The sequence below is a fragment of the Tardiphaga sp. 37S4 genome, assembly GCF_021044645.1.
GTDB classification, from domain to species: Bacteria; Pseudomonadota; Alphaproteobacteria; order Rhizobiales; family Xanthobacteraceae; genus Tardiphaga; species Tardiphaga robiniae.
Window position 1 is genome coordinate 1,846,755 of sequence record NZ_CP088008.1, and the last position, 13,620, is coordinate 1,860,374.

The following is a 13,620-nucleotide window of genomic DNA, read 5'->3' on the forward strand; positions in this document are numbered from 1 at the left end:
CCGGTGGAGAGTGTCTATCAACTTAAGGATGCATTCAATTGACATTCGCACTTAAGGTGCGAGAGTAGGGTGAGCCCTGATGGCTTGTGTTCAGTGATGGCAATGCTTTGGGACGTGAACAACTTCCAGCGGATCGGTGCATCGAGCAACGCCGCCGTTGGGCGTGAGTTCGAGGAAGCGGCGCAGATCTTCTTTCATTCCGAGGGCGTGCAGCTTGCGCGCAATTTCGTCGTACCCGTCGGCCACCGGCTACAGAAGAACAAGCGCTTCGATCTTGGCAGCGCCAGCCCGCGCATCCTGGTGGAGTGCAAGTCCTACACCTGGACAGTGTCCGGCAATCGGCCGAGCGCCAAGATCCGCGGCATGAACGAAGCCATGCTGCTGTTCGGTGCGGCGCCGCGCGACTATCGGAAGATTTTGTTCGTGCTCAAACATCTTCACCCACATTCGAAGGTGAGTCTGATCTCGCACTATATCAAGAACAACGGCCACCTGATCAGCCGCGGCGTCGAGATCTGGGAGTTCGATCTCGACGCGAAGCAGGGCGCGCGGGTGTTTTAATGTCCCGTGCGGCGCGATCAGAATGCCGCTTGTTTCTTCGGCTACCGGATCGTCAAATTCATTAGTTCGTCGGGAAGTTCGCGCTGCGCGCACCATGCCTTGACGGTGGCGGCGAACAGGTCAGGTCGTTCGCCATTCCAGGCATGGCCGACGCCCTTGGCCAGCCGCGCCTGCGAATTCGGCAGCACCTGACGCAGCCGCGCCATTGAAGCGAGGATCAAGGGGTGTTCGTGTTCGCCCGCGACGAGCAGCGTCGGCGTTTGAATTGCTGCCGCGTTCGCGGGAAGTGAAAACGCGCTGGCGTCGTGGCTTGCTCCGATGAAGTCTTGGATAGACAACGGCTGAAGCGATTGGCGATAGGCCTCGAACCGATCCGCTGGAATGTTCAGTGTCCGCGCGTTGAGGCGCGCAAACAGCCGGGTTTTGATCAGCGGCGCAATCGCATAGGCGGCGGCGTCGATCAGCCATCTGTTGGGGAGCGGCAACACGTTGATCCCGGTCAACACGGCCCGCTCGACGACACTGGGATGCCGCGCCAGAAGCGTCAGCCCGACATAGGCGCCGAGCGAGAGACCGACGACATGCGCGCGCCCCGACGGTACATTTTTGCGGATGATCTCCGCGACGAGATCGGCGGTCTGCTCGAATGAGCGCCACCTGACGGCATGGCTCTGCCCATGGCCCGGCAGATCGGGGACGAGACAATCGAAGTCCGTCAATTGCGCGATCTGCTCCTGCCACATCCAGCCGCTGGTTCCGATTGCGTGCAGGAATACGACAGCGGGTAGGTTCGGCCTGCTTGATCTGTGCAGATGAAGCACGCGTGGAGCCTTTGCAGACCTGTTTGGTGGGAAGTGTCGCCGCGCCGGGAGATCTTGGCCGTGGATTCTGATGTTTTAATGCCGCAACTACTACTTCGCGCCGATCTTGCCTTCGGTGCCGTTCAGCAGTCGCTTGATGTTCTCGCGGTGCATGAACCACAGCAGGAGCGTCAGCGCGGTGGCCAGCACGGCGAGCTGTGGCGCCTTGGCCCACCACAGGAAGATCGGCGTGATGGCACTGGCGGTCAGGGCCGAGAATGACGAGTAGCGCGAGGTGAAAGCGCAGGCGAGCCAGGCGAGGCAGAACACGATGGCGGCCGGCCAGTACAGGCCGAACATGATGCCGATATAGACGGCGACACCCTTGCCGCCCTTGAAGCCGAGCCAGACCGGGAAGAGGTGGCCCAGGAACGCGAAGAGACCGGCGATCATGGCCGGGATTGGACCACCGACGCTGCCGGCGATGATCACGGCGACGGTGCCCTTGAGGGCGTCAAGCAGCAGCGTCGCCGCTGCGAGGCCCTTGCGGCCGGTGCGCAGCACGTTGGTGGCGCCGATATTGCCCGAGCCGATGGTGCGGATGTCCTGCGTGCCGGCGAGCTTGGTCAGCACTAGCCCGAACGGAACCGAGCCGAGGAAATAACCGAGCGCGGCGGCGAATATGTAGAGAACGATCATTGGACCTCTATTCTAAGACGCGCTTCGCACTTTCGTGCTCTCAGACGCGCTTATCGCGTCAGACGTGCTCGTAAACAGTGCGTCCGCCGACAATAGTGCGTGCGACGCGCCCCGTGAAGCGGGCTTCGTCGAATGGTGTATTCTTGCATTGCGATTTCAGGTCCGCGGGATCCAGCACCCACGGTACGTCGGCGTCAATGACGATGATGTCGGCGACAGCGCCGGGGCGTAGCGTGCCCCCCGGCAGGCCGAGCAGTTCGGCCGGGCGTGTCGACATCGCACGGATCAACTGGGTGAAGGTGAGCTCGCCATTGTGGATCAGCCGCAATCCCGCCGACAGCATTGTTTCGAGGCCGATGGCACCCGGCGCGGCTTCGGCGAATGGCAGGCGCTTGGTTTCGACGTCCTGCGGATTGTGATCGGACATGATGACGTCGATCAATCCTGACGCGACGGCCTCGACCAGCGCACGGCGGTTCTCTTCGGTGCGGAGCGGCGGCGACAATTTGAGATAGGAGCGATAGGGCCCGATATCGTTTTCGTTCAGCGTCAGGTGATTGATCGACGCGGAGGCGCTGACACGCAAGCCGGCGTCGCGGGCACGCTTCAGGATCTCGATGGATTCGATGCAGGTCAGTGAGGCCGCATGGTAGCGCCCGCCGGTGAGGGCGACGAGACGCATGTCGCGCTCCAGCATGATGGCTTCGGCGGCATTGGGAATGCCCATCAGGCCGAGCCGTGACGCGCGCTCGCCTTCATTCATCACGCCTTCGCCGACGAGGTCGGGATCCTCGGTGTAATGCACGATCAGCGCGTCGAAATCGCGCGCATAGGTCAGCGCACGGCGCATGATTTGCGCGTTGGTGATGCTCTTGTCGGCATCTGTGAAAGCGACGGCGCCGGCCGCTTTCAGCAGCCCGATCTCGGTCATCTCGTGGCCTTCGAGACCCTTGGTCAGGGCGGCCATCGGATGGATGTTGACGATGGCGGTGTCGCGGGCGCGCCGCAGCACGAAATCGACGGTGGCAGAATTGTCGATGGTCGGCGAGGTGTCCGGCTGGCAGATGATGGTGGTGATGCCGCCGGCTGCGGCTGCACGGCTGGCGGAGGCGAAAGTCTCGCGGTGGCTGGCGCCGGGTTCGCCGACGAAAGCGCGCATGTCGACGAGGCCGGGGGCCACGACCTTGCCGACGCAATTGATGATGTCGGTGCCTTCAGGCACACCGGCCGCGCCGATGCCACGGCGGGCATCGCGGATCACGCCGTCGGCGATCAGGACGTCACCGACGCCGTCGAGATCGCTGGATGGATCGATCAGGTGCGCATTGGCGAGGAGGATAGGGCGGCGATCTGTCAGCATGGGCATCACGCGTTCGGCAGGTTGCGCGCGAGCGCTTCGAGCACGGCCATGCGGACCGCTACGCCCATCTCGACCTGTTCGCGGATCAGCGACTGCGCGCCGTCCGCGACGAGGGAGTCGATCTCGACGCCGCGGTTCATCGGGCCGGGATGCATCACCAGCGCATCGGGCTTGGCGTAAGCGAGCTTCTTCTGATCGAGGCCGAAATATTGGAAGTATTCGGCGGACGAAGGCACGAAGGAGCCGTTCATGCGCTCGCGCTGCAGCCGCAGCATCATGACGATGTCCGCGCCGTTGAGGCCTTCGCGCATGTCGCGCGCGACCTCGACACCCATGCGCTCGATGCCCGGCGGCAGCAGCGTGGAGGGCGCGACCACACGGACGCGTGCACCCATGGTATTGAGCAAGAGAATGTTGGAACGCGCGACCCGCGAATGCAGTACGTCGCCGCAGATCGCGATCACGAGACCTTCGAGGCGGCCCTTGTTGCGACGGATGGTCAATGCGTCGAGCAGGGCTTGCGTCGGATGTTCATGGGCGCCGTCGCCGGCATTGATGACGGAGCCGTCGACCTTGCGCGCCAGCAGTTCGACCGCGCCGGAGGCATGATGGCGCATCACGAGAATGTCCGGATGCATCGCGTTCAGCGTCATCGCGGTGTCGATCAGCGTCTCGCCCTTCTTGATCGAGGACGATGACACCGACATATTCATGACGTCGGCGCCGAGCCGCTTGCCGGCCAGTTCGAACGACGACTGGGTGCGCGTCGAATTCTCAAAAAACAGATTGATCTGGGTGCGACCGCGCAGCGAGGAACGCTTTTTGTCGACCTGGCGGTTCAGCTCGACATATTCCTCGGACAGGTCGAGGAGGCCGGTGATATCCGCGGCGGAAAGGCCCTCGATGCCCAGCAAATGCCGGTGTCCGAGGACGAAAGAGGATTTCGTGGCTTGGGTCATTAAAACGAAAGCTATAGGCAGAGTTGAAAAGCGGAGCAAGCGCGATTCGCCCGGTTCCGGGTTATCCCCCGGTCTGTCCGCTGGCAGGGTAAAGATCATGAGGCCAAATCCCTGCAGAATCGCCTTGTTGGAGCTCCGGAACCCGTCATGAGACATGCTCTAAACCAGGTGTTCGCGACGGTTTCGGCGGGGCTTTTTCTGGCCCTCGGCGCTGTAGCCGCACATGCGCAAAATCTGCCTGACGATTTCGTGTTCCTGCGCGATATCGATCCCTCGATCCGGCAGGACATCCGCTATGCCGGCGTCAACAATTTCGTCGGCCGCAAACTCAGCGGCTATGATAGCGCGGAATGCGTGGTGAAGCGCCCGGTCGGCCTCGCTCTGCAGAAGGTGCAGCGCGAGTTGATGGCGCAAAACCTGTCGCTGAAAATGCTGGATTGCTATCGGCCGCGGCGGGCGTCGCGCGACATGGTGGCGTGGGCGCGCGATGGCAACGAGACGCCGGCGCAGAAGCGTTATAATCCTGCCTTCAGCAAGGTGGATCTGTTCAGGCTCGGCTACATCGCCGAGCGCTCGGGCCACTCCACCGGCGCGGCGCTCGATCTGACGCTGGTCGATCTGCATGCGCCTGCGTCGCCGGCATTCGATCCGAACAAGGCCTATGCAAGCTGCATCGCGCCGGAAGCACAGCGCGCGCCCGAGGGCAGCGTCGATATGGGCACGGGTTACGATTGCTCCGATGCCAAGGCCCATACCGGATCGCGCGCGATTTCACCCGCGCAGCGGCGCTGGCGCGATCTCCTGGTGACTGCGATGGGCAGGCAGGGCTTTGTGAATTATTCCAAGGAATGGTGGCACTTCTCGCTGCCCGGCGCGGGCGCGCGCGCCTACGATTTCCCGATTGCGCGGCAGGCAAGATAGCCCCGTGAAATCCCGGCCGATCCGGCGTAAAATGATTCGCAATATCGCCTTCAGCCGGAACTGATTCATGACCGACGCCACCTCTGCCATTCATGCGGTGCTCAACCAGTCGCTCCCATTCGAGGACGTCAATCTGTTCGAGCTGGACCGGCCGCTCGTGGAAGCGGTTGCGATGAATGAGGGGTCGTTCGCCTATGTCGACCACGCCGAATTCGGTCAGCTCTGGGGATCGGCCGAGATGGCACAACGCGCGCGGCTGGCCAACGAGAATACGCCGAAGCTGCGGACTTTCGATGCGCGCGGCAATCGGCGTGATGAGGTCGAGTTTCATCCGGCCTATCACGAGCTGATGGCACAGAGCATTGCAGCGGGAATTCACAATTCGACATGGACGCGTGACGGCAAGTCCGCACGCGGCGCGTCCGAAGTGGCGCGCGCCGCAAAATTCTATATAGCGGCGCAGGTCGAGACCGGACATCTGTGCCCGATCACCATGACGCGCGCTGCCGTGGGGGCATTGGCGATGCAGCCGGATGTGCTGGCGCAGGTGATGCCGGTCATTGCCAGCCGCGATTACGATCCGAGCTTTGCGCCATGGTCGGCCAAGCGTGGCATGACGCTGGGCATGGGCATGACCGAGCGGCAGGGCGGCACGGATGTGCGCAGTAACATGACGCGCGCCGTGCGCGACGGCGATGCGTATCGGATCAGCGGCCACAAATGGTTCATGTCGGCACCGATGTGCGACGCGTTTCTGGTGCTGGCGCAAGCCGAGGACGGATTGAGCTGTTTCTTCATGCCGCGGTTCCGGCCGGATGGTTCGCTCAATGCGCTGAATTTCCAGCGTCTGAAGGACAAGCTCGGCAATCGCTCCAATGCGTCGTCGGAAGTCGAGTTCAACGATGCCTATGCACTGCGCGTCGGCGAGGAGGGTAAGGGCATCCGCACCATCATCCAGATGGTGCAGCTGACCCGGCAGGATTGCGCCACAGCATCCGCCGGTTTGATGCGCTCGGGCCTCGCTCATGCGCTGAATCACGCCAGGCATCGCAGCGTGTTCCAGAAGCATCTTGCCGATCAGCCGATGATGCAAAGCGTGCTCGCCGACATGGCCCTACATGTCGAGGCCTCAACGGCGCTGGTGATGCGACTGTGTCGCGCCTTCGATCTGGCGCCGGAAGATACGTCCGAGGCGGCGTATATGCGTTTCCTCACGCCGGTGGTGAAGTACTGGGTCTGCAAATCGGCACCGGGCTTCCTCTATGAGGCCATGGAATGCATGGGCGGCAACGGCTATGTCGAGGAGGGCATTCTGGCGCGGCATTATCGCGAGGCGCCGGTCAATGCGATCTGGGAAGGCTCTGGCAACGTGATGTGTCTCGATGTGCTGCGGGCGCTGTCGCGCGAAGGCGACGCATCGACCGCGGTGCTGCAGGATCTGATGCTGGAGACGCGCGGACTGCCCGGCGCGGCCGAAGCCGCTGCCTTCATCATCCGCACCTTGCTGCGGCCCGACAGCGAGCGTGTTGCGCGGCAGGCGGTGGAATCGCTGGCATTGCTAGCGGCCTGCGCCGCACTGAACATGGTGCATCCGCCCCATGCCGAACTGTTTGCGCGGACACGCCTCGATGGTGCGCGCAGTACGATCTACGGCACCGCTGAATTGACCGAAGCTCAGGGTCGGGGACTGCTCGAGCGGGCGTTGCCGCAGTGAGTGCACTGGAGACGCCGATCGCTCCCGTCGCACCCTCGGATCTGCCACCCGCGACAAAGCCGCCGCGTGTCTGGAAATTCTGGGGCACCAGCCTCTGGGGGCTGTTCGCTTTTGCAGCGATGTTCGTCGGTCAGTTGACCGTCGTCGCCTATTACCTCCTGATCAAGGATGCGCCACTCGATGCGACGCTGCTGATCAAGGCGATGAGCAGCGGTACGACCATCGCCGCGTCCGTTCTCATGGGGCTTCCGGCCGTGTGTCTGGCGCTGTGGCTGGCGACGCGCATGGCGCGGCAATCCTTTGCGGACTATCTGGGGCTACGCGGCACGTCCTGGAAAAACTATGTCATCGGCACGGTGGCGCTGATCGCGCTGGTGGGCGCCTGGGAGCTGGTCGCAAAAGGCATGGGGCGCGACTCCGCGCCGACTTTCATGCTGGAAGTGTTGAAGTCGGCCCGCGCCGACGGCGCGCTGTGGCTGCTCGTGATCGCGTTCTGCGTCGGCGCGCCGATGACCGAAGAGTTCTTCGCGCGAGGCTTCCTCTATCGCGGCTGGTCGGAATCGTTCTTGCGGCCGTTTGGCGCCATCGTGGCGTCATCGCTGGTCTGGACGGCGATGCATCTGCAATACGATTGGTTCTTCTTCGTCGAGATTTTCACCATCGGCCTGCTGTTCGGCTATATGCGCTATCGCAGCCACTCGACATGGCTGACGATTTTTCTGCACGGTCTCAACAATCTGGCGGCGACTGTTCAGACGCTGCTCATCGCGAACGGTGTGATATCGCCCTAGAGCATGATCCCGAAAAGTGGGAACCGGTTTTCGGGCAAGATCATGCTCAAAAAAAGAAAAACCTATTCCGCCAGCGCGATGAATACAGGCATGGTCAGGACCGCCAGCGTGGTTTGAATGGTCAGGATTTGCGCCAGGAGGGGCGCGTCGCCGCCCATCTGCCGCGCCAGAATATAGCCGTTCGATGCCGACGGCACCGACGCGCAGCAGACGACCACCGCGAGGTTGGCGCCGGACAGGCCGAAGGCGATGCCGAGGCCCATGGCAATCAGCGGCATCACGGCGAGTTTCAAGACGACCGTCAGTGCTGCAGCCATGCCGGGTCTGTGCAGGCCTTCGAGTTGAAGGCCCGCGCCGACAATGAGCAGACCCATCGCCAGAGAGCAGCGTCCGAGGGCATCGAGGAATTCGTGTGCGGGGCGCGGCACGGGCAATCCGGCGAGGTTGATCACGAGGCCGATCACGCAGGCCCAGATCAGCGGGTTCTTGGCGATGGTCAGCAGCAGCGCCGGCCACGCCATCCGCTGCGGTGAGGCGTAATGCGCCAGCACCCAGACCGCCAGAATATTCAGCAGCGGGATCATCGCTACCATGGCGACGGAGGCCAGTGTGATGCCGAGATCGCCCCACAGATTGCCGGCGACCGATAGTGCCACGAAGGTCTGCCAACGCGTGGCGCCCTGAAATAGTGAAGTAAATGCCGGCCCATCGAGGCCGATGGCCCGCGCCAGCAACGGACGCAGCGCCAGACATAGCGCAGACATCAGGATGACGGAGAGCAACAAGGCACCGCCGACACCTGCGATGGGCACCGACGCCAGATTGGCGCGCGCCAGTGTGTCGATGAGCAGGGCGGGGAACAGGACATAATAGACGAGCTGTTCCAGCCCGACCCATTCGATGTTCTGTTTCAGCAGCAGGCGCCGCAGCGCGTAGCCGAGCACGATGAGCAGGAAGACCGGGACGAGAGCGGCAAATACCGTCAGCATGGGGTCAGCGAATATCCGGCGTGCGCAGCAAGGCGGCGAGGCGATCTAGCGCGCCCTGAAGAATAAAGATCGCGGCATGTTCGTCGATGACCTTGGCGCGCTTGGCGCGGCTGACATCATTGGCGATCAGTTCGCGCTCGACCGCAGATGTGGAGAGCCGCTCGTCCCAGAAGGCGATCGGCAATTCCGTCAGTTTCGAGAAGTTGCGCGCGAAGGCGCGGGTCGATTGCGCGCGCGGTCCCTCGCTGCCGTCCATATTGATGGGAAGACCAAGGACGAAGCCGCAGATATTTCGCTCAGCGGCAAGCTTGATCAGGCGTGCGGCATCGGCCTTGAAGGCAGTTCGCTCGACAGTCTCGATGCCGGTGGCGAGACGGCGATCGGGATCGGACACCGCGACACCAATGGTCTTGGTGCCGAGATCGAGACCGATCAGTGCGCCGCGGGCGGGCAGATGTGCGGCGGCTTCGACGAGGGGAAGGATGACTGCAGGCATGGTCCCGCATAACACGCGGAGCCATCAGATCAAACGCTGCGCCGCAATTATCGGGGTGGACGGCGGCTGCGCCATTCCTCGGCGGTCATTTCCCAGATTTCCGAGGGCCAACGGCCGGAGACGTAGTCGCGATCCTCGGCGGCAATCACGCGCATGCCGGACGTTTCCGAAATCCGGCGCGAAGCGGTGTTGGCGATGGCCTTGATGACGCGCAACACGGGCCGCTGCAGGGTGTCGAACCAGTAATCGGTCACGGCGTCGCTGGCCTCGGTCATCAGGCCTTGTCCGTGCCAGGCGGGATCGAGCCAGAAGCCGCGGTTGTCGTCGCCGCTGTCCCTGACATTGATCATGCCGATCAGTTGCTCCGGTGCGCTCTTCAGGCGGATCGACCAGTGCCATTCGGTGCCGCGCTCCATGCCTGGCAGCACGACATCGCGCAGGAAAGTGAAGGCGCCGTCAGCCGGGTAGGGCCATGGCACGCGGCTGGCCAGGAAACGCACCACCTCTATTCGCGGGAAAAGCCTTTGCACGGCATCGGAGTCAGCCAGCACGAGTGGGCGCAGGATTAGCCTGGGCGTGGTGAGTTCGGGAATGGCAGCGGTCATCGGTCGCGTTTCACATCGGTGGTGATTTGCGGCAAGGTAGCATCGTTCCCGCGTTTCTGCGTCTTACGTCACGAGCTCGATCTATGGACGCTCTCAGCCTGTTTGGACTGTTCGCCGTCAGCGCTATGCTGGTCTGCTACGCGCTGGAGGCACGCAGTTCGTGGTTCACGCTGGCCTTTGCCGGCGCCTGCGGGCTCGGATCGCTCTATGGATTTCTGCAGGGCGCCTGGCCGTTCGGGCTGGTTGAGGCGATCTGGGCTGGCGTTGCGCTGCGCAAGTGGATGCTCATCCCCCGCGCAACCGCATAGCTCACGCGGGTGCGGCCGTGTTAGCCTGAGCAAGGCTCGGCAATGATGCGCGTGCCATTTCCTCACGTTTGTCTCAAGATCGTCACTGCTTTGCCGCTGGATTCAGAGGCATTGCCGCAAGATTGTCGCAAGAATCCGGAGATCCCCCATGTGGCCCGACCGCCGACTGATCGACCTTTTCGGCACCGAATTTCCCATCGTGCAGGCGCCAATGGCAGGTGTGCAGGATGCCGACATCATGATCGGCGCAGCGGAGGGCGGCGCGCTGGCCTCGTTGCCGTGCGCAATGATCTCGCCGGAGAAAGCCCGTGAGCAGATCAATATCGTGCGCCAGCGCGTCTCCGCGCCGGTCAACATGAATTACTTCTGCCATACGGCGGTGGACGCCGATCCGGCACGCGAGGCCAACTGGCGCAAGCGGCTGTCGTCCTATTACACCGAACTGGGGCTCGATCCGAATGCAGACATCAATGCGGCCAACCGTGCGCCGTTCGATGAGGCGATGTGTGCGCTGGTGGAAGAGCTGAAGCCCGAAGTGGTCAGCTTTCACTTCGGCCTGCCGGCCCCGGCGCTCTTGAAGCGCATCAAGGCAGCCGGCTGTCGGGTCATCGCCTCGGCGACCATCGTCAAGGAAGCCGTCTGGCTCGAAGAGCGCGGCGTCGACGCGGTCATTGCGCAGGGGGCGGAGGCCGGCGGTCATCGCGGCATGTTCCTGACCGAGGATATCGCCACGCAGCCCGGCCTGTTCGCGCTGCTGCCTCAGGTGGTGGATGCGGTGAAGGTGCCGGTGATCGCGGCCGGCGGTATCGCCGATGGGCGTGGAATTGCCGCAGCCTTTGCGCTCGGCGCGGCGGGGGTGCAGATCGGCACCGCCTATCTGCGTACGCCGGAATCGAAGGTAAGCGGGCCGGGCCGTGCAGCCCTGGCCGGGGCGTCGGATGCCTCCACCGTCATCACCAATGTCATGACCGGCCGTCCGGCCCGCGGTGTCGTCAATCGCGTGATGCGCGAGGTCGGGCCGGTATCGCCCGATGCGCCGGCGTTCCCGCATTCGGCGACCGCGCTGGGGCCTCTGAAAGCCGCTACCGAGAAGCTCGGACGGACCGATTTTACCAATCTCTGGGCCGGACAGTCGGTGGGAATGGGCAGCGAACGGCCTGCGGCAGAGCTGACACGGTCGCTGGCAGCGGCCGCATTGGCGCGGATGGCTGAATTGCGGGGCTAGGCGCCAAACAAGGCGGAGGCGTCCGCCGGTTGCGGCGCGAAACCTCCGTCTGCTATACGGCGGGCAGAATTCGCCCAGAGGCCCTATATAATGTCCGTCGATGCAGCCACTGTTCGCCGTATCGCGCATCTTGCGCGGATCGCGGTTACTGACGCTGAAGTTCCCCATCTGCAGGGCGAGCTGAACGCGATGCTGGCCTTTGTCGAGCAGTTGCAGGAAGTGAATGTCGACGGCGTCGAGCCGATGACCTCGGTGATGCCGATGGAGATGAAGAAGCGCGCCGATGTCGTCACTGACGGCGAGATCGTCGATGCGGTGACGGCGAATGCGCCGGAGTCGGAGGATCACTTCTTCCTGGTGCCGAAGGTCGTCGAGTAATCGAGCAAGAACCGTTTGGACGGAAACCGCCATGTGCCTGCTTTGCGACGATGAAAAGTCCTATCAGCTCTATATGGACTACCTCGACGAGATGGAGCGTCAGGGCAAGGTCAAGGACGTCGACGCGGCCATGGATGCCATCCTCGACAAGGTTCAGGCCGCACAGGAGACTGACGACAAGCTCCGCCGCAGCTCTTTCAAAAAAGATGCACCTGAAAACGACAAGACGCTCTCTCCCTTCTTTTGCAGCCCGGTCAATAAATAGATGACAGATCTGACGTCGCTGACACTCGCCGAGGCGCGTGACGGCCTTGCGACCAAATCCTTCACGTCAGTCGAACTGACCGATGCGCATCTCAAGGCGATGGAAGCCGCACGCGTGCTAAACGCCTATGTGCTGGAGACGCCGGATCAGGCGCGCGCAATGGCGCAGGCGGCCGACGCGAAACTCGCCAAGGGCGAGGGCGGCTGGCTTGGCGGCGTCCCGCTCGGCATCAAGGATCTGTTCGCGACCAAGGGCGTGCGCACAACCGCATGTTCGAAGATACTTGGCAATTTCGTGCCGCCTTACGAGTCGACCGTGACCGCACAGCTATGGCGTGACGGTGCCGTGATGCTCGGCAAGCTCAATAACGACGAATTCGCCATGGGCTCGGCGAACGAGACGTCGTTCTTCGGTCCGGTGATCAATCCGTGGCGGCGCGACGGCTCCGACGTCAATCTGGTGCCCGGTGGCTCGTCCGGCGGTTCGGCATCGGCGGTCGCTGCAGGTCTGTGCCTCGGTGCCACCGCGACCGACACCGGCGGTTCGATCCGCCAGCCCGCGGCCTTCGCCGGCATCGTCGGCATGAAGCCGACCTATGGCCGCTGCTCGCGCTGGGGCACCGTCGCTTTCGCGTCCTCGCTCGATCAGGCCGGGCCGATTGCGCGCACCGTGCGCGACACTGCGATCCTGATGCGCTCGATGGCCGGCTACGATCCGAAGGACTCGACGTCCGTGGATCGCGACGTGCCGGACTACGAGGCGGCGATCGGCAAGTCCGTGAAGGGTATGAAGATCGGCATTCCCAAGGAATATCGCATCGACGGCATGCCGGCCGAGATCGAAAAGCTTTGGTCGGAAGGCGCTGCGCAGCTCAAGGCCGCCGGTGCCGAACTCGTCGACGTGTCGTTGCCGCACACTAAATACGCGCTGCCGGCCTATTACATCGTGGCGCCCGCCGAAGCCTCGTCGAACCTCGCGCGCTATGACGGTGTGCGCTACGGCCTGCGCGTGCCCGGCCGCAGCATCAGTGACATGTATGAGAATACCCGCGCTGAAGGCTTTGGCGCGGAAGTGCGCCGCCGCGTGATGATCGGGACCTATGTGCTCTCCGCCGGCTATTACGACGCCTATTATCTGCGCGCGCAGAAGGTGCGCACGCTGATCAAGCGCGACTTCGAGGAGTGCTTTGCCAAGGGCATCCATGCGATCCTGACGCCGGCGACGCCGTCGGCGGCCTTCGGCATCGGCGAGAAGGGGGGCGCCGATCCGATCGAGATGTATCTCAACGACATCTTCACGGTGACGGTGAACATGGCCGGCCTGCCGGGTATAGCGGTTCCCGCCGGCAAGGATGCGCAGGGATTGCCGCTCGGATTGCAGCTGATCGGCCGTCCGTTCGATGAGGAGACGCTGTTCTCGCTCGGCGAAACCATTGAGCAGGCATCGGGGCGTTTCACGCCGCCCAAGTGGTGGGCCTGACATCATCATCCGCGTGAAGTGTTGCGCGTTTGACATTGCGTTTTGCGGTGCACTTGGCCATGGTTTGCCC

Annotated in this window: 16 protein-coding genes; 9 read left to right on the forward strand and 7 right to left on the reverse strand. The window is 63.1% G+C overall.

The annotated features are described in order from the left end of the window. The first annotated feature begins 96 nt into the window (after positions 1-96). Positions 97-561, forward strand: coding sequence for a hypothetical protein (locus LPB73_RS08995; RefSeq protein WP_081421847.1), 465 nt, complete (start codon positions 97-99; stop codon positions 559-561). A 41-nt stretch (positions 562-602) separates the two neighbouring features. Here the strand turns inward: LPB73_RS08995 and LPB73_RS09000 are convergent, their stop codons facing one another. The 4 genes from LPB73_RS09000 to LPB73_RS09015 form a co-directional block, all read right to left on the reverse strand. Next, entirely contained in the window at positions 603-1,382 is a 780-nt protein-coding gene (locus tag LPB73_RS09000; RefSeq protein WP_256461291.1) for an alpha/beta fold hydrolase, read from the reverse strand. 90 nt (positions 1,383-1,472) lie between these two features. Continuing rightward, complete coding sequence (gene plsY, locus LPB73_RS09005; protein ID WP_089263767.1) at positions 1,473-2,060, reverse strand: glycerol-3-phosphate 1-O-acyltransferase PlsY; 588 nt, start codon at positions 2,058-2,060, stop codon at positions 1,473-1,475. A gap of 58 nt (positions 2,061-2,118) precedes the next feature. Continuing rightward, complete coding sequence (locus LPB73_RS09010) at positions 2,119-3,420, reverse strand: dihydroorotase (protein ID WP_089263768.1); 1,302 nt, start codon at positions 3,418-3,420, stop codon at positions 2,119-2,121. Between the two features lie 5 nt (positions 3,421-3,425). Further along, positions 3,426-4,379 carry an aspartate carbamoyltransferase catalytic subunit gene (locus LPB73_RS09015; RefSeq protein WP_089263769.1) on the reverse strand — a complete coding sequence of 318 codons (954 nt, stop codon included), beginning with the start codon at positions 4,377-4,379 and terminating at the stop codon, positions 3,426-3,428. Positions 4,380-4,526: 147 nt separating this feature from the next. Between LPB73_RS09015 and LPB73_RS09020 the strand changes: the two genes are divergently transcribed. The 3 genes from LPB73_RS09020 (at position 4,527) to LPB73_RS09030 (ending at position 7,805) form a co-directional block, all read left to right on the forward strand. Then, positions 4,527-5,300, forward strand: a complete 774-nt coding sequence (locus LPB73_RS09020) for a M15 family metallopeptidase (RefSeq protein WP_231080344.1) — start codon at positions 4,527-4,529, stop codon at positions 5,298-5,300. Positions 5,301-5,367: 67 nt separating this feature from the next. Next, the gene (locus tag LPB73_RS09025) at positions 5,368-7,014 is read left to right on the forward strand and encodes an isovaleryl-CoA dehydrogenase (RefSeq protein ID WP_231080345.1); all 1,647 of its coding nucleotides are present in this window, start codon (positions 5,368-5,370) and stop codon (positions 7,012-7,014) included. After that, positions 7,011-7,805, forward strand: coding sequence for a CPBP family intramembrane glutamic endopeptidase (locus tag LPB73_RS09030; protein ID WP_231080346.1), 795 nt, complete (start codon positions 7,011-7,013; stop codon positions 7,803-7,805). The genes LPB73_RS09025 and LPB73_RS09030 overlap by 4 nt, the downstream gene beginning before the upstream one ends. 62 nt (positions 7,806-7,867) lie before the next feature. Here LPB73_RS09030 and LPB73_RS09035 read toward each other — a convergent pair whose 3' ends face one another. Genes LPB73_RS09035 through LPB73_RS09045 form a run of 3 tightly spaced genes read right to left on the reverse strand, consistent with a single transcriptional unit; the run spans position 7,868 to position 9,895 of the window. Then, positions 7,868-8,794: an AEC family transporter gene (locus LPB73_RS09035; protein WP_231080347.1), complete on the reverse strand. Its 927-nt coding sequence runs from the start codon at positions 8,792-8,794 to the stop codon at positions 7,868-7,870. A 4-nt stretch (positions 8,795-8,798) separates the two neighbouring features. Further along, entirely contained in the window at positions 8,799-9,290 is a 492-nt protein-coding gene (gene ruvX, locus LPB73_RS09040) for a Holliday junction resolvase RuvX (protein ID WP_089263773.1), read from the reverse strand. Positions 9,291-9,337: 47 nt separating this feature from the next. Further along, entirely contained in the window at positions 9,338-9,895 is a 558-nt protein-coding gene (locus LPB73_RS09045) for a GNAT family N-acetyltransferase (protein WP_231080348.1), read from the reverse strand. A gap of 83 nt (positions 9,896-9,978) precedes the next feature. Here LPB73_RS09045 and LPB73_RS09050 point away from each other — a divergent pair, with 83 nt between their 5' ends. From LPB73_RS09050 to gatA, 5 genes are all read left to right on the forward strand, one after another. Further along, on the forward strand, positions 9,979-10,203 hold the full coding sequence (locus LPB73_RS09050; RefSeq protein ID WP_231080349.1) for a hypothetical protein: 225 nt from the start codon (positions 9,979-9,981) through the stop codon (positions 10,201-10,203). Positions 10,204-10,351: 148 nt separating this feature from the next. Further along, entirely contained in the window at positions 10,352-11,428 is a 1,077-nt protein-coding gene (locus LPB73_RS09055; protein ID WP_231080350.1) for an NAD(P)H-dependent flavin oxidoreductase, read from the forward strand. A 90-nt stretch (positions 11,429-11,518) separates the two neighbouring features. Next, positions 11,519-11,806 carry an Asp-tRNA(Asn)/Glu-tRNA(Gln) amidotransferase subunit GatC gene (gene gatC, locus LPB73_RS09060; RefSeq protein ID WP_068732434.1) on the forward strand — a complete coding sequence of 96 codons (288 nt, stop codon included), beginning with the start codon at positions 11,519-11,521 and terminating at the stop codon, positions 11,804-11,806. A 31-nt stretch (positions 11,807-11,837) separates the two neighbouring features. Next, positions 11,838-12,071, forward strand: a complete 234-nt coding sequence (locus LPB73_RS09065) for a hypothetical protein (RefSeq protein ID WP_089263777.1) — start codon at positions 11,838-11,840, stop codon at positions 12,069-12,071. Then, positions 12,072-13,550, forward strand: a complete 1,479-nt coding sequence (gene gatA, locus LPB73_RS09070; RefSeq protein WP_184517720.1) for an Asp-tRNA(Asn)/Glu-tRNA(Gln) amidotransferase subunit GatA — start codon at positions 12,072-12,074, stop codon at positions 13,548-13,550. Positions 13,551-13,620: the final 70 nt, after the last annotated feature.

Excerpts from the sequence above, each read along its gene's own strand:
- LPB73_RS09035 (WP_231080347.1), bottom strand. The coding sequence starts at position 8,794 with ATGCTGACGGTATTTGCCGCTCTCGTCCCGGTCTTCCTGCTCATCGTG.
- LPB73_RS08995 (WP_081421847.1), top strand. The coding sequence starts at position 97 with ATGGCAATGCTTTGGGACGTGAACAACTTCCAGCGGATCGGTGCATCG.
- plsY (WP_089263767.1), bottom strand. The coding sequence starts at position 2,060 with ATGATCGTTCTCTACATATTCGCCGCCGCGCTCGGTTATTTCCTCGGC.
- gatA (WP_184517720.1), top strand. The coding sequence starts at position 12,072 with ATGACAGATCTGACGTCGCTGACACTCGCCGAGGCGCGTGACGGCCTT.
- LPB73_RS09045 (WP_231080348.1), bottom strand. The coding sequence starts at position 9,895 with ATGACCGCTGCCATTCCCGAACTCACCACGCCCAGGCTAATCCTGCGC.
- LPB73_RS09010 (WP_089263768.1), bottom strand. The coding sequence starts at position 3,420 with ATGCTGACAGATCGCCGCCCTATCCTCCTCGCCAATGCGCACCTGATC.
- LPB73_RS09055 (WP_231080350.1), top strand. The coding sequence starts at position 10,352 with ATGTGGCCCGACCGCCGACTGATCGACCTTTTCGGCACCGAATTTCCC.
- ruvX (WP_089263773.1), bottom strand. The coding sequence starts at position 9,290 with ATGCCTGCAGTCATCCTTCCCCTCGTCGAAGCCGCCGCACATCTGCCC.
- LPB73_RS09065 (WP_089263777.1), top strand. The coding sequence starts at position 11,838 with ATGTGCCTGCTTTGCGACGATGAAAAGTCCTATCAGCTCTATATGGAC.
- LPB73_RS09025 (WP_231080345.1), top strand. The coding sequence starts at position 5,368 with ATGACCGACGCCACCTCTGCCATTCATGCGGTGCTCAACCAGTCGCTC.
- LPB73_RS09050 (WP_231080349.1), top strand. The coding sequence starts at position 9,979 with ATGGACGCTCTCAGCCTGTTTGGACTGTTCGCCGTCAGCGCTATGCTG.
- LPB73_RS09015 (WP_089263769.1), bottom strand. The coding sequence starts at position 4,379 with ATGACCCAAGCCACGAAATCCTCTTTCGTCCTCGGACACCGGCATTTG.
- gatC (WP_068732434.1), top strand. The coding sequence starts at position 11,519 with ATGTCCGTCGATGCAGCCACTGTTCGCCGTATCGCGCATCTTGCGCGG.
- LPB73_RS09020 (WP_231080344.1), top strand. The coding sequence starts at position 4,527 with ATGAGACATGCTCTAAACCAGGTGTTCGCGACGGTTTCGGCGGGGCTT.